A 19,949-nucleotide genomic window follows, 5' to 3' on the forward strand; every position below is an offset into this window, starting at 1 on the left:
TTTTGTCGGTTGGTACGTTTCGCAGGCAAGCGTTGTGGTCAGGGAACCGCTTGCCCGGCACGTTGCAGGAGGCGACGGGCACGGCCGATGACGGGGGCATCGACCATCTGTCCGTCCACCACGAAAACCCCATCGCCGGAAGCTCCGGCGGCGAGGATGCGTTGCGCCCAGTCCAGCTCGTCGGCACTGGGCATCAGGGTTTCGTGCACCACGGCCACCTGGCTCGGGTGGATGCACAGCAGGCCGCCAAAGCCCATGTCACGCGCATCGGCAGTGGCACGGGCGAGGCCTTCGAGGTTTTTGATGTCGGGAAAGACGCTGTCCAGCGGCGCTGCCAGTCCGGCCAATCGCGACTGCAGCAGCAGCGCATAGCGTGCCTGGTCGAGCATGCGCTCAGCGCCGGCGCTGCCATTGGCCAGGCCGAGATCGAGGCCCAGGTCCAGCGCGCCGAAGGACAGCCGCTCGACACCCTGGGCGTGGGCAATTTCCGCCAGATTGGCCAGCCCGCGGGCACTTTCGACGATTGGCCAGACCGGCTTGCCGCAGCTGGCCGCCAGCGCGACCTGCACCGCGCTTTCGACCTTCGGCAGCAGCACGCCGGCGACACCGGCATGACGGGCACAAAGCGCCAGGTCCGCGGCCTGCTCGGCATGGGTTGGCGCGTTGATGCGCACCAGCAGGCGCGCCGCCGGGTTGGCCGCGAGGAAGGCATCGAGGTTGCCCCTCGCCTCTGCCTTAAGGTTCTCTGCGACCGCATCCTCGAGGTCGACGATGACCGCGTCGGCGCCGCTCGCCAGCGCCTTGGGAATGCGTTCCGGGCGGGTCGCCGGGACGAACAGCGCGCTACGGATGATCGATGCGTTCATGGGCTGGCTCCTGGGCGCGCTCATACCGCGCCCTGCTCGTGCAAGCGCTGAATGTCGCCGGGGGCGTAACCCAGCTCGGCCAGCAGGCTGTCGGTGTGCTGGCCCAGCGCGGGGATCGGATCCATGCGCGGGGCGAAGGCGCTGTTGCGTCCCGGCGGCAGCAGCGCAGGCAAGCGACCGGCCGGGCTGTCCACCTCGCTCCAGCGCTGGCGCGCCTTGAGCTGCGGATGCGCCCAGACACCGGCCATGTCGTTGACATGGGCATTGGCGATGGGCGCGGCATCCAGCCGGGCGATCACCTCTTCGGCACTCAGGTGGCTGAACGCCTCGACGATGAGCGCACGCAATTCGGTGCGATTCTCCGAACGCCGGGCGTTGCTGGAGAAGCGCTCGTCCTGCGCCAGTTCCGGCTGCAGCAGCACCTTGTCGCAGAACGCCAGCCACTCACGCTCGTTCTGCAGGCCGAGCATCACCGTGCCGCCGTCGCCAGTGGGGAAAGGGCCGTAGGGGTAGATGGTGGCGTGGGCGGCGCCGGCACGCGGCGGCGGCGTCGCGCCCTTGTAGGCGTAATACAACGGGTAGCCCATCCACTCCACCAGGCTTTCGAGCATGGAAACGTCGACGCGGCTGCCCTCGCCCGTCTTGTCGCGCAGCATCAGCGCCGAAAGCACGCCGGTGTAGGCGTACATGCCCGCGGCGATGTCGGCGATGGAGCAGCCGGCCTTGGCCATCTCGGTTTCACCCGGCCCACCGGTGACGGAGAGAAAGCCGCCCTCGCTCTGGATCAGCAGGTCGTAGGCCTTTTTCTGTTCATAGGGGCCACCCTCGCCGTAGCCGGAGATGTCGCAGACGATCAGCCGCGGAAAGCGCTCGTGCAGCACCTCGAAGGACAACCCCATGCGCGCCGCGGCGCCGGGCGCGAGGTTCTGCACCAGCACGTCGGCCTTGGCCAAGAGCTGGTCGAGCACCTGGGCAGCGGCGTCCTGCTTCACGTCCAGGCTCAGGCTTTCCTTCGAGCGGTTGGTCCAGACGAAATGCGAGGCCAGGCCGTCGACCCGCTCGTCGTAGCCGCGGGCGAAATCCCCGGCACCGGGCCGTTCGATCTTGATCACCCGTGCGCCGAGGTCGGCCAGCTGGCGCGTGCAGAACGGCGCAGCGATGGCGTGCTCGAGGCTGACCACGGTGATGCCATCGAGTGGGCGGGGTTTGACTTGGGTGTCGTTCATGTTCGGTTCCTGCATATTCGGCGTAGGGTGGAAATCGGCAAAGCCATTTCCACGCGTTTGTTCAAGCTCCTGGGGCTCTGGCGCCACATTGGTGGATAAGGCTTCGCCGTCATCCACCCTACGATTGCGCTTCTAGTAGGGTGGGCTTCAGCCCACCGGAGCGTGTTACCTGTGGTGGGCTGAAGCCCACCCTACGGTCACCTCAACATGTCTAAATTCCCGCTCTCGCGCAGGCGCCAGACCGTATCGATCAGCGCGCCCGCCTCGTCATCGCTGCGCGCCGCGGAGAACTGCACCAGGCGGCGGAACTTGTCCTCCAGCTCGGCGCGGCTCAGCGTGTTGCCCGGGTCGCCCTTCGGCTCGTCGATGGCGCCGTGCAGCGTGCGGCCATCGGCGGTGATCACGTCGACGCGACCGAGCCAGCGTGCCGGGTAGGCGCCGTCCGCCTCGGGATCGAGCGTCATCGAGACCTTCTCGCGGAACTCGCCGACGCGCGGGTCGCTGAGCGCATGGCTGTGGAATTCGGTCAGGCCGGCCTTGCCGTACAGGGCGATCAGCCCCAGCACTGTGCCCATGGAGAACTTGGCTTGATGCACCGTCTGCGGCACCGTCACGCGGCCGAGCACGTCGATCGCGCCCTGGTGCACGCGGGTGGTGACCGAGGCGATGTCATCGGCCCCGAGCCCTTCGCGCTGCATCAGCGCCAGCAGCGCATCGGCCGCCGGGTGGGTATGCCGGCAGGAGGCGTGGAACTTGAACGAGGTTTCCGCCAGCGCCCAGCGCGTGCCGAGCCGGTCGGACAGCTTGCTCGGCTCGGCATCGCGGGACATGCCCGCCGCCATGCCCTGCTCGCCTTCGAGGATGTTCTGCGCGCCGGTCAGGCCATCGGCGGTCAGGTAGGCGGCGAGCAGGCCATCGGCAGCCGCCTTGGCGGTGTGCAGTTGCTTGGAGTCCGCCGCGTCATGGAGAAACTCCCACAGCCCCGCCGCTTGCGTCCCGGCGCTGCCGAGCAGATGGGTGAACTGCTGCTGGTCGAAATCCATCAGCTTGCCAACGGCCACCGCCGCGGCCAGGGTGCCGACCGTCGCGGTGGTGTGGAAGATGCGGTAATGCGAGCGGCCGAGGAACTCGCCGATGCGGATGCCCGCCTCGTAGCCGGCCACCGAGGCCACCAGCAGCTCGCGGCCGGACTTGCCGAAATCCTGCGCCGCCGCCAGCACAGCGGGAAACACGACCGTGGCCGGGTGCAACACGGAGCTGTTGTGCAGGTCGTCCTGCTCCACCAGATGCGAGCTGGCGGCATTCACCAGTGCGGCGAAATAGGCCGAGCTGCTCTGGCCGTTGACCAGAATGCGCGCCGGCCCGTCGGTCGGGCCCATGCTCTGCGCGTAACGCTCGAACAGCGGAATCGGATGCGAGCCGGCGCTGGCCAGGGCCGAGCCGAGCCAGTCGAGAAAGAGGTCTTCGGTGCGGGCGAGCACCGGTTCGGGGATCTGCTCGTAGGCGAGCCCGGCGAGGAATTCGGTCAAGGCACGGGTGTGCTGGCTCATGCGTTGGGCTCCAGCGGATTCTCTAACGGATTGGACAGTTCGATGAGGTTCTGGTCGGGGTCACGCAGGTACACCGAGCGGATCGGTCCGGTCGCGCCGGTGCGTTGTACCGGGCCTTCGACGATGGCCACCTGCTGCGCCTGGAGATGGGCAATCACCCCGGCCAGCGGTGTGGCAACGATGAAGCAGAGGTCCGCCGAACCCGGGGTCGGCCGCTCGGCCTTGGGCTCGAATTCGCGCCCGGCCTGGTGCAGGTTGATCTTCTGGTTGCCGAAGGCCAGCGCCTTGCGCCCCTCGCCGAAGGTCACCACCTGCATGCCGAGCACGCGGGTGTAGAAGTCCACCGTCGTCTCGATGTCGGCGACGGTGAGGACTAGATGGTCGAGGTGACCGATGTGCATGACTTCCTCCTGATTCGATGCGTTGGCATTCCAACGCCCGCGTGGATGTGCTTCGCGACATCCACCCTACAAACCTGCCGCCGTAGGGTGGAAAACGGCGAAGCCTTTTCCACGCGTTGGCCCGAACCCGCTCCGTTGCATCGTGGCATCGGCTGCCGGTTAAAAGGATCTCGGCAGCTCGAGCAAGTGCTCGGCCACGTACGACAGGATCAGATTGGTCGAGATCGGCGCCACCTGGTACAGCCGCGTCTCGCGGAACTTGCGCTCGACGTCGTATTCGTTGGCGAAGCCGAAGCCACCGTGAGTCTGCAGACAGGCGTTGGCGGCTTCCCAGCTGGCCTTGGCTGCCAGGTACTTGGCCATGTTGGCCGCCGCCCCGGCGTTGCGCCCGGCGTCGTATTCCTCGCAGGCGCGCCAGCGCATCAGGTCGGCGGCCTCGATCTCGATATGCGCTTCGGCGATGGGGAACTGCACGCCCTGGTTCTGCCCGATGGGCCGGCCGAATACCACACGGTCGCGGGCGTACTGCGCGGACTTCTCGACGAACCAGCGGCCATCGCCGATGCACTCGGCGGCGATCAGCGTGCGCTCGGCATTCAGGCCGTCGAGGATGTAGCGAAAGCCCTTGCCCTCCTCGCCAATCAGGCTACTGGCGGGAATCTCCAGGTTGTCGAAGAACAGCTCGTTGGTCTCGTGGTTGACCATGTTGGCGATCGGCTGCACGGTCAGGCCGTTGCCGATGGCCTCGCGCAGGTCGACAAGGAAGATCGACATACCCTCGGACTTGCGCTGCACCTCGGCCAGCGGCGTGGTGCGTGCCAGCAGGATCATCAGGTCGGAATGCTGGATGCGCGAGATCCACACCTTCTGCCCGTTGATGACGTACTTGTCGCCCTGGCGCACGGCGGTGGTCTTGATCTTGGTGGTGTCGGTGCCGGTGGTCGGCTCGGTGACGCCCATGGACTGCAGGCGCAGCTCGCCGCTGGCCAGCTTCGGCAGGTAGTAGCGTTTCTGCTCCTCGCTGCCGTTTCTGAGCAGGGTGAACATGTTGTACATCTGCCCGTGGATGGTCCCGGAGTTGCCGCCGCAACGGTTGACCTCCTCGAGGATCACCGAGGCCTCGGCCAGGCCCAGGCCGGAGCCGCCGTATTCTTCCGGGATCATCGCCGAGAGCCAGCCGGCTTCGGTCATGGCGGTGACGAAGGCTTCCGGGAAGCCCTTTTCCTCGTCGATCTTGCGCCAGTATTCGGCGGGAAATTCGGCGCAGAGGGCGCGCACGCCTTCGCGGATGAAGCTCAGTTCTTCGGTCTTGTTCGGGGTCATCTCGGTTTCTCGCTTGTGCGGCACGCGGCCTCAACGGTGGATAAGGCTGCGCCGTTATCCACCCTACGATTCAGTCGAATTCCACTTCGGCTCTCTGCGCCAGGCCGTTGTGGTCGCCGGCCCAGAGTTCGGCCTTGCCCGGCGCGACGATGCGACCGCCGACCTCGAACGGCTGCGGCGCGATCAGCGGGCGCAGGCCGCGGTAGGCGAAGCGGCGCAGGCGGGCGTCGGGGTTGGCGCGGCAGAAGGCGCGCAGGTTCAAGGTTGCGATCAGCGGGCCGTGAACGACCAGGCCGGCATAGCCTTCGGTCTCGGTGACGTAAGGCCAGTCGTAATGGATGCGATGGCCGTTGAAGGTGACCGCCGAATAACGGAACAGCAGCGTCGGCGTCGGTGTGACCGCCTCGCGCCAGCCACCGGCGACCATGGGTTCGCCGCTGCTGGTCTTCGGCGGGGTGGGCTCACGGTAGACGATGTCCTGTTCCTCACGGATCGCCAGCCGGCTGTCCTGCAGATAGTCATGCTGCACGGTGACGAACAGCAGCGCGCCGGTGCGGCCCTGTTTCTCCTCGATGTGCTTGATGGTAGACACGCGTCGCGCCTCGCCGCCGGCTTCCAGCGGACGCAGGAATTCGACCCGGCCGCCGGCCCACATGCGGTTGCGATTATCCGCCGGAGGCAGGAAGCCACCGCGTGCCGGGTGGCCATCCTCGCCGAGGCCGCTTTCGGCAACCGGCTCCTGGAAGAAGCACCATTGCCACAGAGGTGGCAGCGCTTCGCCGTGCGCGGGAGTGCTTTCGCCGAAGGTCGCGGCGATGCGCATCAGCAGGTTACGGCTGAGCTGGTCGTGCACTTCTTCACTGCGGCCAATCCAGGCAGAGGTATCGGTCATCGTCGGGTTTCCGCTGTTGTCTTGTTTCGCTGGAGGATGCTACGAAGCCGGCGTTCCGAGAATTTGTATTTACCGACACCAGCGTTCGGCTAAGCTGAACGCCTAGCCCAAACCGAGGCGTCTATGCACTTCGATCTGGCCGACCTGCGCCTGTTCATCCATATTGCCGAGTCCCCCAGCCTGACCCAGGGCGCACGACGCGCACACCTCTCGCCGGCAGCCGCCAGTGCGCGGATCAAGGCGCTGGAGGGCCAGCTCGACAGCCGCCTGCTTTACCGCGACAGCCGCGGTGTCGAGCTGACGCCGGCCGGCCACAAGTTGCTGCAGCATGCGCGGCTGATCATGCGCCAGGTGGACTACCTGAAAAGCGAGTTCACCGAATACGGCACCGACTCGGCCGGTCACATCCGCATCTTCGCCAATACCACGGCCGTAACCGAATTCCTCCCAGAGGTGCTGGCCGGATTTCTCGCCGAGCGCCCCGGCGTCACGGTGGACCTGCAGGAGCGCCTGAGCCGCGACATCGTGCGTGGCGTGCTGGACGGCAGCACCGACATGGGCATCATCGCGGGCCCGGTGCAGGCCGAAGGGCTGCAAGTGCTGCACTTCAGCACCGACCGCCTGCTGTTGGCCGTGCCGATCGGCCATCCGCTGGCCGGGGAAGCACAGGTCACGCTGCGCCAGACACTGGCGTACCAGCACATCGGCCTGCACGAAGGCAGCACGCTGCTGACCTTTCTGCGCGACCAAGTGGAAAAACTGGGTGGCCAGCTTTCCCTGCGCATCCAGGTCTCCAGCTTCGAGGCGGTTTGTCGGATGATCGAGGCCGGTGTGGGCATCGGCATCATTCCCGAGTCGGCAGCGCGCCGGCACAGCCGCACCATGCAGCTCGCCCTGGTGACACTGGACGAACCCTGGGCGGTGCGCGAGCGCAGCATTCTGGTTCGCGAACTGGACGCGCTGCCCGGCAGCGTGCGTGCGCTGATCGCGACCCTTGTGGCCGACGGCCCGGCCTGAAGCGAACGATAGTCGCCGCTTGCTGCCGAACGGCGGTAGACACGTATCGCCGGATCACCGCAGGGAGCTGCCATGCCATCACTGACCAACAGGCTGTTTCGCCTGTATCACCGCGTCACCGGCAGCATCGCCTTCTACCCGACCCTGATCGCGGTGGGCCTGGCAGTTCTCTGCGTCGTGACGATCCTCTTGGAGATGACCTGGCTGCAGCCGTACAAGGAAGATCTGGACCTCGGCCTGGTGAAGAACGCCGAGAATGCCCGACTGATCCTCGGCACCCTGGTCGGCGGGATCATTTCGCTGATGGTGTTCAGCTTCTCGATGGTGATGGTGGTGCTCAACTCGGCCGCCTCCTCGCTGTCGCCGCGGGTCATTCCCGGCCTGATCAGCAGCCGCAGTCATCAGGTGGTGCTCGGCGTCTATCTCGGCACGATCATCGATTCGCTGATGCTGATCTCGACCATTCAGGAAGGCGACGACATCAACGTACCGAGCCTGGGCATCTTCCTGGCGCTGGGGCTCGCGGTGATCTGCCTGTGTCTGTTCGTGTACTTCATCCGTTCCATTTCGCTGTCGATCCAGGTGGATTTCATCCTCAACCGCGTCTACAAACAGACCCTCGGTCAGCTGCGCGCACGCCGTCGTCAGCTGCAAGACAGCCATGCGCCAATCTGGCCGGACGACGCGCAATGGACGGTCGTGCGCGCGCGGCGCTCGGGCTACTTCAAGGCGCTGAACGTCACCGCTGCCCAGGACCTCCTCGAAGAGCAGGACGCGCGCATGACCGTGCAGGTGCACTACGGCTTCTTCGTCATGCCCGGACATCCATTGATGCGCATCGACCGTGAACTCGATGAGAACTGCACGAACCGTCTGCTCGACTGTTTCGACTTCTATGTCGAGGAGTACGCGCAGCGGCACTTCTTCTTTGGCTTCAAGCAGATCGTCGAAATCGCCGTGCGCGCCCTGAGCCCGGGGATCAACGACCCGGGAACGGCGATCAAGGCGATCGACATGCTGGGCGTACTGCTGGCCGAGCGCATGCAGATGCCCGACCACGAGGTCGCCCGCGCCGAGGATCGACCGCGGATTTTCATCCGCGAGCTGAATCTGCATCAGCTGCTGCAGATGACCTTCGGCCCGCAGCGCCGCTATGGCGCTGACGACCTACAGGTTCTGCAAGCACTGCTGCAGGCCTGCAAGAACCTGCTCTACGCCGCCGAGGATGCCGACACCGAACGGGTGCTGCTGCGCCATGCCCAGGCGGTGGTCGACCAGGCGGCGATCAGCCTGACCGGCGTGCTCGACCGCGAGGCGATGGTCGAAGCCGTGCAGTCGCTGAACCAGGCCGTGCGCCATGCCAAGCCATTGCAGTGCGCGACGCTGCGGGAATCCTGAATGGCCACGGCTGCCAAATGCACAACGCAGGGAGCGTCGGCCCTACCAGCCGCCGCTTCCCACGACTTTGTTATGAAAATTAGCAAGTTAGGTCACATCATCGGCCAGCGTCCGACGCACCTGGACTTGCCTTCACCGGCTTCGCTGCCTAGGGTTACCGCATGACGTCCTTGATCGCTCCCATCAGTTCACTGCTCGCCGGTGTGGCTCTGCTGCTGCTCGGCCACGGGCTACTCAACACGCTCCTGACCCTGCGCGGCGTGGCCGAAGGCTATTCGACAGGGATGGTTGGCTTACTGATGTCCGGCTATTTCGCCGGTTTTCTCGTCGGCACCTGGCTGGCGCCTTCGCTGATCCGGCGGGTTGGGCACATCCGCACCTTTTCCTTCTACGCTTCGCTGGCGGCCACCGCCGTGCTGCTGCACGTGATGATCGTCAATCCGTGGGTATGGCTGGTGCTGCGGGTGGTCTACGGCATCGCGCTGGTCACGCTGTACATGGTCATCGAGAGCTGGCTCAACGCCCAGGTCAGCGGCGAGAAGCGCGGCCAGGTATTTGCCGTATACATGGCGGTCAATCTGGGTGCCCTGGCGGCAGCGCAGCAATTGCTGGGGCTCGACAGCCCGATGGAATTCACCCTGTTTGCCCTGGCGACCATTCTCATCGGCGGCGCGATGATGCCCATTACCCTGACCCGCCAGCCGCAGCCGACCCTGCCCGACATTCCCCCGACCGACCTGCTGCAGCTGGCGCGCATCGCCCCGCTGCCGCTGATGGCGGCCGGGATATCCGGCTTCGTCCTCGGCGGGTTCTGGGGCCTGGCGCCGGTGTACGCCAGCGAGATCGGCTTCGATGCGGCCGGCGTGGGCCTGCTGATGAGCATCACCATCCTCGGCGGCGCCGTGCTGCAGTGGCCGATCGGGCTGTTTTCCGACAAACATGAGCGGCGCACCGTGCTGCTCTGGGTGGTAGCGCTGGCTGCCGTTCTCGCGCTCGCCGTGGCACCGCTGATGGCCAGCCCGTTGCTGCTGGGGCTGATGTTCGTCTGGGGCGGGCTGGCCTTTTCCATCTACTCTATCGCCGTCGCGCAGATGGTCGATCAACTCAATCCCGACGAGATCCTGTCCGGCTCCAGCGGCCTGCTATTGGCCAACGGCTTCGGCGCCGCACTGGGCCCGGTGGCGGCCGGCGGCCTGATGCATCTGGCCGGCCCCATCGCCCTGCCGCTGTTCTTCGCGGTAGGCCTCGGCGTGCTGGCGTTCTATGCGTTCTACCGGCCGCGCAAGGTGTTCGACTTGGTCACCGAACCGCACGGACACTTCACGCCGATCCTGCGCACCAGCCCCACGGTCATGGAGTTGATGCCCGACACCCCGGAAGACGCCGCCAGCCACGAACCGGCCAACAAAAGCGAGCTGGACGACATGCCTCCCGCCGAGGCAACAGACGAGGTGCGCACCGGCACCTGAGGGCTTAGTAGTCCACCCGCCCGCGCCCGGCCTTGATCGCACCGCGTTTGCTCTTGCCCTCCAGGCGGCGCTTCTTCGAGCCCAAGGTCGGCTTGGTCGGGCGCCGGGTTTTCTCCACTTTGCCGACGCTGCGAATCAGCTCCGCCAGCCGCTCGAGCGCATCGAGACGATTCTGCTCCTGGGTGCGATAGCGCTGCGCCTTGATGATGACCACACCCTCCGCGGTGATGCGACTGTCGCGCAGCGCCAGCAGGCGCTCCTTGTAGAACGCCGGTAGCGAGGACGCCTGGATATCGAAACGCAGGTGCAAAGCGCTGGACACCTTGTTGACGTTCTGCCCGCCGGCACCCTGGGCGCGTATCGCGGTCAATTCGATCTCGGCATCCGGCAGCTGCACGGTATTGGAAATTTCCAGCATGGAGTGCGCCATGGACGATTGAGCTGGCGATTGTCCTACGCCGTGCCGAACCACGACATACTTTTTCGAAATTTGCCGATCAGGTGCCGCCGGTGCTTCGGCTAAGGTAATTTCCCCGCCCCCAGGGATCTGCACATGGACTCGATCACCCAGGCCTTACTCGGCGCCAGCGTACAGGGCGCGATGCTCGGACGCTGGCAAGGCCGCAAGGCGCTCGCCTATGGCGCCGTGCTCGGCACCCTGCCCGACCTCGACGTGGTCATCGACTACGGCGATGCAGTCGCCAACATGACCTATCACCGCGGCTTCAGCCATTCGCTGTTCGTCCTCAGCATCGTGGCCGTGTTGCTGAGCTGGCTGATCAGGCGCTTCCGCCCCGATGAGCGATACTCCGGCACCCGACTGTTCCTCACCATCTGGCTGGTGCTGGTCACCCATGTCTTGCTGGACGCCTTCACCAGCTATGGCACCCAGCTGCTATGGCCGCTGACCACTCCACCGATCGCCTGGTCCAGCATCTTCATCATCGACCCGCTCTACAGCGTGCCGCTGCTGATCGCGGTGCTGGCCGGCGCGCTGTTTGGCTTGCATGGCCGCACGGCCCGATGGCCCGCTTACGCGCTGGTGCTGACCACTTGCTACCTGGGTTTCACCCTTGCCGGCAAGCAGATGGCCGAACAGCGCGTGCAGGCCAGCATCACCCGCCAGGGCATCGAGGTCGAGCGGATGTTCAGCACACCGACGCCCTTCAACAGCCTGCTCTGGCGGGTGATTCTGGTAGAGGGCGAGCACTACTACGAGACACTGGTGAGCTGGTGGGACGACGCGCCCCCGGCGCTGGTGCGCCTGCCACGCAATGCCCACCTGGCCGATGCGCTGGACGGCTCACCTCAGCATGAACGGCTGCGCTGGTTCAGCGGCGATGTGCTGCGCTACGACGTGGACGGCGACCAATTGCTGGTCACCGATCTGCGGCTGGGCATGACCGGCTTCCATCCGTTTCGCTTTCCTCTGGCCGAACGCGGCGCCGAGGGCTGGCAGCTGGTGGAACGCCCCGAACGCCTGCCGGCCAATCGGGGCGATATGCGCCGCCTGGAGAGCATCTGGCAGCGCGTCTGGCGGCAGGAACCCGCGCTGCCCCTGGCCGCCTGGGCGGCCGAGCTGAACGGCAAGGCGATCAGATAACGCGGCTCGCGCGCGAGCCGCGTCTGCCGCGCGCCGTCAGGTACGGAACTGGCGGACCAGCTCCCGCAGCTCCACGCCCAGGCGAGCCAGCTCGGCGCTGGCACCGGCGGTCTGTTCTGTGGCACTGGCGCTCTGGTCGCCGATGTCGCGCACACGCGTCACGCTCTCGGAGATGTTGTCCGCGACCGCGCTCTGCTGCTCGGCTGCCGCGGCGATCTGCTGGTTCATCTGCTCGATGGTGGACACCGACTCGGTGATCCGCCCCAACGCAACACCCGCTTCGTTAGCCAACTCGACGGTGCGCTGGGTGAGCGAACGACTGCTCTGCATCTGTTCCACCGCTTGCTGCGCAACGCGCTGCAGATTGCCGATCAGGCCTTCGATCTCTTCGGTGGAGTCGTGGGTGCGCCGCGCCAGGGCGCGCACTTCGTCCGCAACAACAGCGAAGCCGCGGCCCTGCTCGCCAGCGCGAGCCGCCTCGATGGCCGCGTTCAGTGCCAATAGATTGGTCTGCTCGGCGACCGCACGAATGACTTCGAGCACGCTGCCGATCCGCCCGCTTTCGGCGTGCAGCGCTTCGATGGCGTGTGCCGATTGGTCCACCTCGCCGGCCAGACTGCCGATCTGCCCGACTGCATCGCGCACCACCCGATCACCCTGGCGAGCCTGCTGGTCAGCCTGCCGCGCCGCGGTCGAAGCCTGTTCAGCATTGCGCGCAACCTCCTGCACCGTCGCCGCCATCTCGTGCATCGCAGTCGCCACCTGCTCGGTCTCGACACGCTGGGTCTGCACACCAGTGCTGGTTTGCGCGGTCACTGCCGAGAGCTGGTCAGCCGCCGCGGCGATCTGGCTGACGCCGCCACCGATGCGCCCGATCAGGTTACGCAGGCTAGTGGTCATGTCGTGCATGGCGTTCTGCAGCTGGCCGACCTCATCGCGACGCGCGCTCGCCTGAGAATGGGTCAGGTCGCCAGCAGCAACGCGCTGAGCTTGCTGGACGGTGCTGCGAAGCGGACCGACGATCATTCGCGAAATCACCGTGGCGGCCACCAGGCCGACGAGAATGGCCAGCGCGCCAATCACGCCGAGCAGCATGTAGCTGCTGCTTTTCTGTTGCTGCATGACGCTGCTGGCATTGGCCAAGGCCTCGTCGGCAGCTGCGATCACCACTTCGGACTGCTGAGCCATCGACTGTTCGAGCGCGAGGCGTTCGCTACGATTCTGACGAAACTCGTCGAACGCCAGTTTGTACTGGTCCAGCTCGGCCAGGGCCTTGTCCATGGAAGTCTTCTGGTCATCGTTCAGCCAGATCTTGAGATTGCTACCGATGGTGGTCACGTTCCCGTGCAAGTCGCTCCAACCGGTGGCCGCTTCATCTGAGCTGTTGGCGACGTAGACATTCTCCAGGGTACGCATGTCCAGAATCTGCTTGGTCAGCCCCGATGTCGCCTCGGCGACCGTCAGCGGATCGCTGCCCTTGAGGCGATCACCTTCCAGGCGCAGCACGCGCACGGCGTCGTACATGTCCAGCTCGATGAATTCGAACTCTTCGCGGCTGACCTGAGCAGCCTCCTGCATGCGCGTGCGCAGCTTCACGCCACGCTCGATCAGCGCCATGTAACGGTCGAATTGCCGGCTGTACTCTTCTGCAGCCTGCTGAATACGTGTCAGGTAGGCCCGCTCCTGCGTACTTGAAGTACTCGCCAAGCCTGCCAGCTCGGTACCGAGTTGCTGCAATGATGCGTGCAGCGCGTCGGCCGAGGATTGCTGACGCGTCAGAGCGTAGTCACGCTCGGCGCCGCGCGCCGACAGGAGCGACGCGTTGACGCTGGACAGCTGCTCGATCTGTTGCGCCCGGCCAAGGATCTCCTCGACTGCAACAAAGCCGGTGGCGGCCACGCCTGCAGTAAGCAGGAGCACGACGCCAAATCCGGCGATGAGCTTCTTGCCGACCGAGAGATTGGTAAATAGGTTCTGCACTGGTTCCATCAGAGAAATCCCACAAAAAAGCACAGTCGGGAAGTCGGCCGAGATTACTAATAGTTGAGCGTTTCGTCTGGTTTTTTTTGGCGCCTTAAGACTGACGGTAGCCGAGCAAAATCGGCCGATGCTGGTTGGCCGACCGCAATGACCGCATCGGGCTCGGACTAATGCTGTAGATGCCCGTACAGACGCGCGTAGAGACCACCCTCGGCGATCAACTGCAGATGATCACCCTCCTCGGCGATCCGCCCGCCATCGAAGACGAGCACCCGGTCCGCCTGCTTCACGGCCGACAGGCGGTGCGCGATGATCAGCGTCGTACGCCCCTGCAGAAAGCGGTTGAGTCCCTGGTGCAGGGCATATTCGGTGGCAGCGTCGAGCGCCGAGGTGGCTTCGTCGAGGATCACCACCTTCGGTTCGGCCAGCACCATCCGCGCCACGGCCAACCGCTGGCGCTGACCGCCGGACAGACGAACGCCGGAGCGACCCACTATGCTGTCGAGCCCATCCGGTAACTGGCGAATGGTCTCGGCAAGTTGCGCGATCTCCAGCGCACGCCAGCACTGATGGTCGTCGCGCTCCCGGCCCATGGTCAGGTTGGCCCGCACCGTATCGTTGAACAGCGCCGGGTGCTGCAGCACAACGGCGACGTTGTCGCGCACAACGCCCAGGCTGATCTCTTCCAGCGGTACGCCGCCGAAGCGAATCTCGCCGGACTGAGGTTGATACAGCCCCAGCAGTAGTTGCACCAGCGTGCTCTTGCCGCCACCGCTGGCGCCGACGACCGCCACCTTCTCGCCAGCGGCAATGCTGAGGTCCAGACCCTCCAGTACCGGTTCATCCTGATAGGCGAACGTCAAACCCCGCACATCGATCGCAACCGTCGCCTGATCGGCGAATGGATCCCGCCCACCCGGATACTGCGGCTCGTCCGCGCGGGCTAGCAGCTGATTGATCCGGCCCAAAGCGCCGCCGGCGGCATAGAAGGCGTATTGCAGGCTCAACAATTGCTCCACCGGTCCGATCATGAACCAGAGGTAGCTGAATACGGCGAGCATCTGGCCAATCGACAGATCGGAGAACAGTACGGTCAGCATCGCCGCGGCACGGAACACGTCGATGCCGAACTGGAACAGCAGGCCGCTGGCGCGATTGGAGGCGTCGGTCTTCCACTGCGAAGCGACGGCGTAGTCGCGGACCTCCCGCGCCCGGAGCCCCAGTCGACCAAGGAAGAATCCCTGGCGGTTGCCGGCACGGACTTCCTGTATCGCATCGAGGGTTTCGGTAAGCGCCTGGGTGAAGCGCGAGGTGCTGTCGTTCTCCAGCTTCTTCAGGTGCTTCACCCGCTTGCCCAGCTGCACGGTGGCGTAGATCACCAGCGGGTTGAAAAGCAGGATCAGCAGCGCCAGCTGCCAGTGCATCCATATCAGAATGGCCGCTGTGCCGATGATCGATAGCACTGCCACTAGCAGACGACTGAGGGTGTCACCGATGAACTTGTCGATGGTCTCCAGATCGGTGACCAGATGGGTAGCGACCGTACCACCGCCGAGACTCTCGTATTCACCGAGGGCGATGCGTTTGAGACGCTCGATCAGCCGCACGCGTATGCGATAGACGATGTCCTTCGACAGCCGGGCGAACAGCCGCGCCTGCAGGACGTTGAAAACCAAGGCCGAAGCCCGCAGCAACAGGGTTATACCAAGCATCAGGCCGATGTAGCCGGCCGCCGTTTCCCAGCTGGCGGGCAGGAAGCGATCCATCACGCGCAACGCTGCATCGCCGGTGCCGAGCAGCACTTCGTCTACCAGCAGCGGCAACAGCAAGGGGATCGGCACGCTGCAGAGCGTGGCCAGAACCGCGACCAGGTTGGCCAGAATCAACGCCTTGCGGTGGCGCAACGCAAGGCGGCGAATCTCCGCCCAACTGAGCTGGTCAGGCATGCGCATTGTGCTCCAGCCAGCGGCCCAGGAATGGAGCCAGCGCCGTCAGAGGCTGGTAGCCATTGGTGAGCAGGGCCAGCTGGCCCTCGTGCTCGGCGAGCAGGGTCGGGAACCCGGCGATACCAAGATTCTCGACCCAGCTGAAATCCGCTGACGTTTCGGCCTTGGTGGCCGGGTCGTCATAGCTTTCGGCGAAGCGCTCGCGGGAGAGCCCAGCCGCCTCGGCCAGCTCCACCAGCAGCGCGGCTTGCGTGACATCACGCCCCTGCTGGTAGAAGGCCTGCTGGATCAGCAGCGACAGCGGCCAGACCCGGCTTTCATCGAGCCCGCGCGCGGCGACCAGGGCTCGGCATGCAGGCTCGGTGTTGTAGATCAATCCCGCCGGCAAACCGCCCTCGAAATCGAATGGCTGTCCAGTGGCGTTATGCACAGCTTGCCAGTAGGACAGCGTGCGCGAGCGCCCGGCCTCATCCATCGCGATCTGTTCTCGGCGCAGGCCGCCGACCTTCAGCACGAGCGGCACACCGTACTCCGCGGCCTGCTCGGCAAGCCCCAGCAGCACAGGAGCGAAGCCCCAGCACCATGAGCACATCGGATCCATCACATAGATCAGTCGGGCCACTTCGTTACTCCCCTTACTGCTTGGTGTGCTCGCGGGCTGGTGTGAATCAGCGTTCCTGCTCCCGCGGATCACGGCCGATGGGGTGAGGCTGGTTGCGCTGACGCGCCAGCTCGATCTGCTTCTGCCGCTCGCGCGCGCCGGCTCGTGTCTTCTCGCTCAGAGTGTCCCAGCAATGCGGACAGCTGATACCCGCAGCGTAGTGCTCCGATTGCCGGTCTTCCACGGACAGCGGGGCGCGGCAGGCATGACACAGGTCGAACTCACCGGCACTCAGGTCATGGCGAACGGTGACCCGGTTGTCGAACACGAAGCAGTCGCCCTTCCAGCGCGACTGGGCCTCGGGTACCTCTTCCAGGTATTTGAGAATGCCGCCCTTGAGGTGATAGACCTCTTCGAACCCTTCGCCGAGCATGTAGCTCGAAGCCTTTTCGCAGCGAATGCCACCGGTGCAGAACATCGCGACCTTCTTGTGCTTCGCCGGGTCGTAATGCGCCTTGATGTAATCGGGGAATTCGCGAAACGACTTGGTTTTTGGGTCCACCGCGCCTTCGAAGGTACCGATCGCCACTTCATAGTCGTTACGGGTGTCGATCAGCAGAACCTCGGGATCGGTGATCAGCGCGTTCCAGTCCTGCGGCTCGACGTAGGTACCGACCCGCTGATTGGGATCGACACCGGGTACGCCCAGCGTGACGATCTCCTTCTTGAGCTTCACCTTGGTGCGATAGAACGGCTGTTCGTCGCAGTAGGATTCCTTGTGGTCGATGTCAGCCAGGCGAGGGTCACGGCGAAACCAGTCGAGCAACGCATCGATCGCCTCGCGGGTACCGGATACCGTGCCGTTGATGCCCTCCTCCGCCAGCAGCAGGGTGCCCTTGATGCCGTTTTCGGTAAGCGTCGTGAAGAGAGGGTCACGCAAGGCGACGTAGTCCGGCAGCGATACGAACTTGTAAAGCGCTGCCACAACGATTTTTCGTGTCATGGGGTTTTCCACCAGTGGTCACCCGCGTAAAGGGTGGACCGGATACAAACGAAAGCGCCGGCGTGGGCCGGCGCGAGCGCGATTCTAGCAAAGAACGTCCAGGATGTTTCCCGTCCGTTGTCGCCTCTATTTATGCCCACCGGCGCAAACAGGTGATTCCGGAGCCACACGCTGCTGGGCCCATTCTTCCGGCGTGTAGGTGTGCAGGGCGAGTGCATGGATCTGCTGCATCAGCGGGCCCATGGCGGCGTAGGCTTTCTGGTGCCGCTTGACCGAGTTCAGACCCGCGAACTGCTCGCTGACGATGACCGCCTTGTAGTGCGTTTCCAGGCCGCGGCTGTGAGTGTGGCTTTCATCGAGCACTTCCAGGTGCTCGGGCTGCAGAACCTGCAGGGCGTTTTGGATCAGATCGAGTTTGCGCATTGCCTGCTATCTCAAGGCTTCTGTTTTTCGAGTTCGGCCGTCATGTCGGCCAACAGCTTGTTCACTTCCGGCACCGCGCTTTCGAGTTTGGCCTGGGTTAGCTGGGCAGACCGTGCATTGAGCTCCGGCAGCTTGGCGAGCATCTTCTTGCCCAGTGGCGACTGATAGAAATCGATCAGCTGATTCAACTCGGTTTCGGAAAACTGACTGGTATACAGGGACACCAGATCGGGCTTCAGCTTGTCCCACCCTATGGCCTTATCTAGCGCGGTGTTAGCCTGGGCTTGATAGCGCTCGAGCATCGCCTTCTTGCTCTCGGGCGCCTGAGCCTCGGCGAAACGCTGCGCAAACATCTGCTGTACTTGTGCATAGACAGGCACTGCTAGCCGATCGGCGTTCGCCAGCTTGAGGAAACGCTCCGCACTGCTGGCGTGGCTGACGGTGTCGGCCAATGCCGAAGAGCTGATGCAGACAAACAGCATTGCACAGCGCAACGCCTGGATACGTAAGGTTGGCATTGGAAATCCCTTGGCAAGGCGATAGGTAGCCCTCAATGGACACATTCTGCGCCGAGAGTTCCAATGCCTCAAGCAACGACCGGCGGGCTATGGAACCCCCGGCACCGCAAGGCGGCCTAAACCAGCAATATCGAGCAGGAGCATGGCATGACGCGTATAGAAACCGACAGCCTGGGGCAGGTCGAAGTACCGGAACAGGCTTACTGGGGTGCCCAGACGCAACGTTCGCTGAGCAATTTCGCAATCGGTGCCGAGCGCATGCCGATCGAGGTGCTGCATGCGCTGGCGCTGATCAAGAAGGCGGCAGCCAGGGTCAACAACCGCATCGGCGACCTGCCGCCCGACGTCGCGCGACTGATCGAACAGGCCGCCGACGAGATCCTGCATGCCCAGCACGACGACCAGTTTCCGCTGGTGGTCTGGCAGACCGGTAGCGGCACGCAGAGCAACATGAACGTCAACGAGGTCATCGCCGGTCGCGCCAACGAGCTGGCCGGTGGCAAGCGTGGCGGCAAGTCTCCCGTGCATCCCAACGACCACGTCAATCGCGCGCAAAGCTCCAACGACTGCTTCCCCACAGCGATGCACATCGCCGCCGCCAAGGCGGTCCACGGTGAGCTGCTTCCGGCTTTGGCCGAGCTGTCCGGCGGGCTGGCCGAACTGGCCGCGCGGCACAACAAGCTGATCAAGACCGGGCGCACCCATATGATGGACGCCACGCCGATCACCTTCGGCCAGGAAATGTCGGCATTCGTCGCTCAGCTCGACATAGCCGAGCGGACGATTCGCCAGTGCCTTCCGGCTGTTTATGAACTGGCGCAAGGCGGCACCGCAGTAGGTACCGGTTTGAACTCGCCACATGGCTTCGCCGAAGCGATCGCAGCCGAGCTGGCCGCCCTTTCCGGCCTGCCGTTCGTCTCGGCACCGAACAAGTTCGCCGCCTTGGCCGGCCACGAGCCACTGGTCGCGCTCTCCGGCGCGCTGAAGACGCTGGCGGTCGCCTTGATGAAACTTGCCAATGACCTTCGTCTGCTCGGCTCAGGACCTCGCGGAGGCTTCGCCGAAGTGCGATTGCCAGCCAACGAGCCTGGCAGCTCGATCATGCCAGGCAAGGTCAACCCGACCCAGTGCGAAGCGCTGTCCATGCTCGCCTGCCAGGTGATGGGCAACGACATGACCATCAGCTTCGCAGCGAGCCAGGGTCATCTGCAACTCAACGTGTTCAAGCCGGTGATCATCCATAACCTGCTCCAGTCGATACGGCTTCTGTCCGATGGCTGTCGTAACTTCAATACCCACTGCATCGCCGGTCTCGAGCCCGACCCGGCACGCATGGCAGAAAATCTTGAGCGCGGTCTCATGCGGGTCACTGCGCTGAATCCGCATATCGGCTACGACCGAGCGGCAGAGATCGCGAAGAAGGCTTATGCCGAAGGCGCCACCTTGAGAGAGGCAGCGTTGGAGCTTGGCTACCTGACCAGTGAAGAGTTCGACGATTGGGTACGTCCGGAGACCATGCTGGGTTCTGGCAACAGCGATTAAAGCAAACGGCGGGCGGCTTGGAGTCGAGGTTTGAGCAGTGAGGTCTCGGTCAGTCCGCTGGCACGTTCCTGCCAGCTGCTGCGATAACAGCTATAAGGCCCTATCCGCCCTGCTATGAACTAGGCATTGACCGAAGCAGTCCAGGTCATGCACTCGCAATCTGATCATGGCGAAGCGTGCAATTTCGTGAA

Annotated in this window: 18 protein-coding genes; 5 read left to right on the forward strand and 13 right to left on the reverse strand. The window is 64.5% G+C overall.

Going from position 1 to position 19,949, the window contains the following annotated elements:
- Nucleotides 1-38 precede the first annotated feature (38 nt).
- The 6 genes from NAO55_RS14995 to NAO55_RS15020 form a co-directional block, all read right to left on the reverse strand.
- Nucleotides 39-866, reverse strand: coding sequence for an HpcH/HpaI aldolase/citrate lyase family protein (locus NAO55_RS14995; RefSeq protein WP_102841419.1), 828 nt, complete (start codon nucleotides 864-866; stop codon nucleotides 39-41).
- 20 nt (nucleotides 867-886) lie between these two features.
- Nucleotides 887-2,092: a CaiB/BaiF CoA transferase family protein gene (locus NAO55_RS15000; RefSeq protein ID WP_102841420.1), complete on the reverse strand. Its 1,206-nt coding sequence runs from the start codon at nucleotides 2,090-2,092 to the stop codon at nucleotides 887-889.
- 197 nt (nucleotides 2,093-2,289) lie between these two features.
- A complete protein-coding gene (locus NAO55_RS15005; RefSeq protein WP_102841421.1) occupies nucleotides 2,290-3,642 on the reverse strand; it encodes an MmgE/PrpD family protein in 1,353 nt (450 codons plus the stop codon).
- Nucleotides 3,639-4,043, reverse strand: coding sequence for a VOC family protein (locus NAO55_RS15010; RefSeq protein ID WP_102841422.1), 405 nt, complete (start codon nucleotides 4,041-4,043; stop codon nucleotides 3,639-3,641). The genes NAO55_RS15005 and NAO55_RS15010 overlap by 4 nt, the downstream gene beginning before the upstream one ends.
- A 159-nt stretch (nucleotides 4,044-4,202) precedes the next feature.
- Nucleotides 4,203-5,366 carry an acyl-CoA dehydrogenase family protein gene (locus NAO55_RS15015; RefSeq protein ID WP_102841423.1) on the reverse strand — a complete coding sequence of 388 codons (1,164 nt, stop codon included), beginning with the start codon at nucleotides 5,364-5,366 and terminating at the stop codon, nucleotides 4,203-4,205.
- A gap of 70 nt (nucleotides 5,367-5,436) precedes the next feature.
- Nucleotides 5,437-6,258 (reverse strand): HTD2 family dehydratase, encoded by an 822-nt coding sequence (locus NAO55_RS15020; RefSeq protein ID WP_102841424.1) that lies wholly within the window; start codon nucleotides 6,256-6,258, stop codon nucleotides 5,437-5,439.
- Between the two features lie 123 nt (nucleotides 6,259-6,381).
- Here NAO55_RS15020 and NAO55_RS15025 point away from each other — a divergent pair, with 123 nt between their 5' ends.
- From NAO55_RS15025 to NAO55_RS15035, 3 genes are all read left to right on the forward strand, one after another.
- A complete protein-coding gene (locus NAO55_RS15025) occupies nucleotides 6,382-7,275 on the forward strand; it encodes a LysR family transcriptional regulator (protein ID WP_102841425.1) in 894 nt (297 codons plus the stop codon).
- 72 nt (nucleotides 7,276-7,347) lie between these two features.
- Nucleotides 7,348-8,673 (forward strand): DUF2254 domain-containing protein, encoded by a 1,326-nt coding sequence (locus tag NAO55_RS15030; protein WP_102841426.1) that lies wholly within the window; start codon nucleotides 7,348-7,350, stop codon nucleotides 8,671-8,673.
- Between the two features lie 161 nt (nucleotides 8,674-8,834).
- Nucleotides 8,835-10,142, forward strand: coding sequence for an MFS transporter (locus tag NAO55_RS15035; RefSeq protein ID WP_102841427.1), 1,308 nt, complete (start codon nucleotides 8,835-8,837; stop codon nucleotides 10,140-10,142).
- 4 nt (nucleotides 10,143-10,146) lie between these two features.
- Here NAO55_RS15035 and arfB read toward each other — a convergent pair whose 3' ends face one another.
- The gene (gene arfB, locus NAO55_RS15040) at nucleotides 10,147-10,560 is read right to left on the reverse strand and encodes an alternative ribosome rescue aminoacyl-tRNA hydrolase ArfB (RefSeq protein WP_102841428.1); all 414 of its coding nucleotides are present in this window, start codon (nucleotides 10,558-10,560) and stop codon (nucleotides 10,147-10,149) included.
- Between the two features lie 135 nt (nucleotides 10,561-10,695).
- On the opposite strand from arfB, the gene NAO55_RS15045 reads away from it, so the two are divergent.
- Entirely contained in the window at nucleotides 10,696-11,745 is a 1,050-nt protein-coding gene (locus NAO55_RS15045; RefSeq protein ID WP_102841429.1) for a metal-dependent hydrolase, read from the forward strand.
- Between the two features lie 36 nt (nucleotides 11,746-11,781).
- Here the strand turns inward: NAO55_RS15045 and NAO55_RS15050 are convergent, their stop codons facing one another.
- From NAO55_RS15050 to NAO55_RS15075, 6 genes are all read right to left on the reverse strand, one after another.
- Nucleotides 11,782-13,734, reverse strand: a complete 1,953-nt coding sequence (locus tag NAO55_RS15050) for a HAMP domain-containing methyl-accepting chemotaxis protein (protein ID WP_102841430.1) — start codon at nucleotides 13,732-13,734, stop codon at nucleotides 11,782-11,784.
- Between the two features lie 158 nt (nucleotides 13,735-13,892).
- Nucleotides 13,893-15,671, reverse strand: coding sequence for an ABC transporter ATP-binding protein (locus tag NAO55_RS15055; protein ID WP_102841454.1), 1,779 nt, complete (start codon nucleotides 15,669-15,671; stop codon nucleotides 13,893-13,895).
- Nucleotides 15,664-16,293 (reverse strand): DsbA family protein, encoded by a 630-nt coding sequence (locus tag NAO55_RS15060; RefSeq protein WP_256070234.1) that lies wholly within the window; start codon nucleotides 16,291-16,293, stop codon nucleotides 15,664-15,666. The genes NAO55_RS15055 and NAO55_RS15060 overlap by 8 nt, the downstream gene beginning before the upstream one ends.
- Nucleotides 16,294-16,339: 46 nt before the next feature.
- Nucleotides 16,340-17,275 (reverse strand): oxygen-dependent tRNA uridine(34) hydroxylase TrhO, encoded by a 936-nt coding sequence (trhO, locus tag NAO55_RS15065; RefSeq protein ID WP_102841431.1) that lies wholly within the window; start codon nucleotides 17,273-17,275, stop codon nucleotides 16,340-16,342.
- A 126-nt stretch (nucleotides 17,276-17,401) separates the two neighbouring features.
- Nucleotides 17,402-17,698: a BolA family protein gene (locus NAO55_RS15070; RefSeq protein WP_102841432.1), complete on the reverse strand. Its 297-nt coding sequence runs from the start codon at nucleotides 17,696-17,698 to the stop codon at nucleotides 17,402-17,404.
- Nucleotides 17,699-17,709: 11 nt separating this feature from the next.
- Nucleotides 17,710-18,216 carry a DUF2059 domain-containing protein gene (locus NAO55_RS15075; RefSeq protein ID WP_102841433.1) on the reverse strand — a complete coding sequence of 169 codons (507 nt, stop codon included), beginning with the start codon at nucleotides 18,214-18,216 and terminating at the stop codon, nucleotides 17,710-17,712.
- 147 nt (nucleotides 18,217-18,363) lie between these two features.
- On the opposite strand from NAO55_RS15075, the gene NAO55_RS15080 reads away from it, so the two are divergent.
- On the forward strand, nucleotides 18,364-19,758 hold the full coding sequence (locus tag NAO55_RS15080) for a class II fumarate hydratase (protein WP_102841434.1): 1,395 nt from the start codon (nucleotides 18,364-18,366) through the stop codon (nucleotides 19,756-19,758).
- The last annotated feature ends 191 nt before the right edge of the window (nucleotides 19,759-19,949 follow it).

It is taken from the genome of Stutzerimonas frequens, assembly GCF_024448335.1.
GTDB classification, from domain to species: domain Bacteria; phylum Pseudomonadota; class Gammaproteobacteria; order Pseudomonadales; family Pseudomonadaceae; genus Stutzerimonas; species Stutzerimonas frequens.

Excerpts from the sequence above, each read along its gene's own strand:
- NAO55_RS15075 (WP_102841433.1), bottom strand. The coding sequence starts at position 18,216 with ATGCCAACCTTACGTATCCAGGCGTTGCGCTGTGCAATGCTGTTTGTC.
- NAO55_RS15070 (WP_102841432.1), bottom strand. The coding sequence starts at position 17,698 with ATGCGCAAACTCGATCTGATCCAAAACGCCCTGCAGGTTCTGCAGCCC.
- NAO55_RS15035 (WP_102841427.1), top strand. The coding sequence starts at position 8,835 with ATGACGTCCTTGATCGCTCCCATCAGTTCACTGCTCGCCGGTGTGGCT.
- NAO55_RS15005 (WP_102841421.1), bottom strand. The coding sequence starts at position 3,642 with ATGAGCCAGCACACCCGTGCCTTGACCGAATTCCTCGCCGGGCTCGCC.
- NAO55_RS15055 (WP_102841454.1), bottom strand. The coding sequence starts at position 15,671 with ATGCCTGACCAGCTCAGTTGGGCGGAGATTCGCCGCCTTGCGTTGCGC.
- NAO55_RS15080 (WP_102841434.1), top strand. The coding sequence starts at position 18,364 with ATGACGCGTATAGAAACCGACAGCCTGGGGCAGGTCGAAGTACCGGAA.
- trhO (WP_102841431.1), bottom strand. The coding sequence starts at position 17,275 with ATGACACGAAAAATCGTTGTGGCAGCGCTTTACAAGTTCGTATCGCTG.
- NAO55_RS14995 (WP_102841419.1), bottom strand. The coding sequence starts at position 866 with ATGAACGCATCGATCATCCGTAGCGCGCTGTTCGTCCCGGCGACCCGC.
- NAO55_RS15010 (WP_102841422.1), bottom strand. The coding sequence starts at position 4,043 with ATGCACATCGGTCACCTCGACCATCTAGTCCTCACCGTCGCCGACATC.
- NAO55_RS15050 (WP_102841430.1), bottom strand. The coding sequence starts at position 13,734 with ATGGAACCAGTGCAGAACCTATTTACCAATCTCTCGGTCGGCAAGAAG.
- NAO55_RS15020 (WP_102841424.1), bottom strand. The coding sequence starts at position 6,258 with ATGACCGATACCTCTGCCTGGATTGGCCGCAGTGAAGAAGTGCACGAC.
- NAO55_RS15025 (WP_102841425.1), top strand. The coding sequence starts at position 6,382 with ATGCACTTCGATCTGGCCGACCTGCGCCTGTTCATCCATATTGCCGAG.
- NAO55_RS15045 (WP_102841429.1), top strand. The coding sequence starts at position 10,696 with ATGGACTCGATCACCCAGGCCTTACTCGGCGCCAGCGTACAGGGCGCG.
- NAO55_RS15015 (WP_102841423.1), bottom strand. The coding sequence starts at position 5,366 with ATGACCCCGAACAAGACCGAAGAACTGAGCTTCATCCGCGAAGGCGTG.
- NAO55_RS15030 (WP_102841426.1), top strand. The coding sequence starts at position 7,348 with ATGCCATCACTGACCAACAGGCTGTTTCGCCTGTATCACCGCGTCACC.
- arfB (WP_102841428.1), bottom strand. The coding sequence starts at position 10,560 with ATGCTGGAAATTTCCAATACCGTGCAGCTGCCGGATGCCGAGATCGAA.
- NAO55_RS15000 (WP_102841420.1), bottom strand. The coding sequence starts at position 2,092 with ATGAACGACACCCAAGTCAAACCCCGCCCACTCGATGGCATCACCGTG.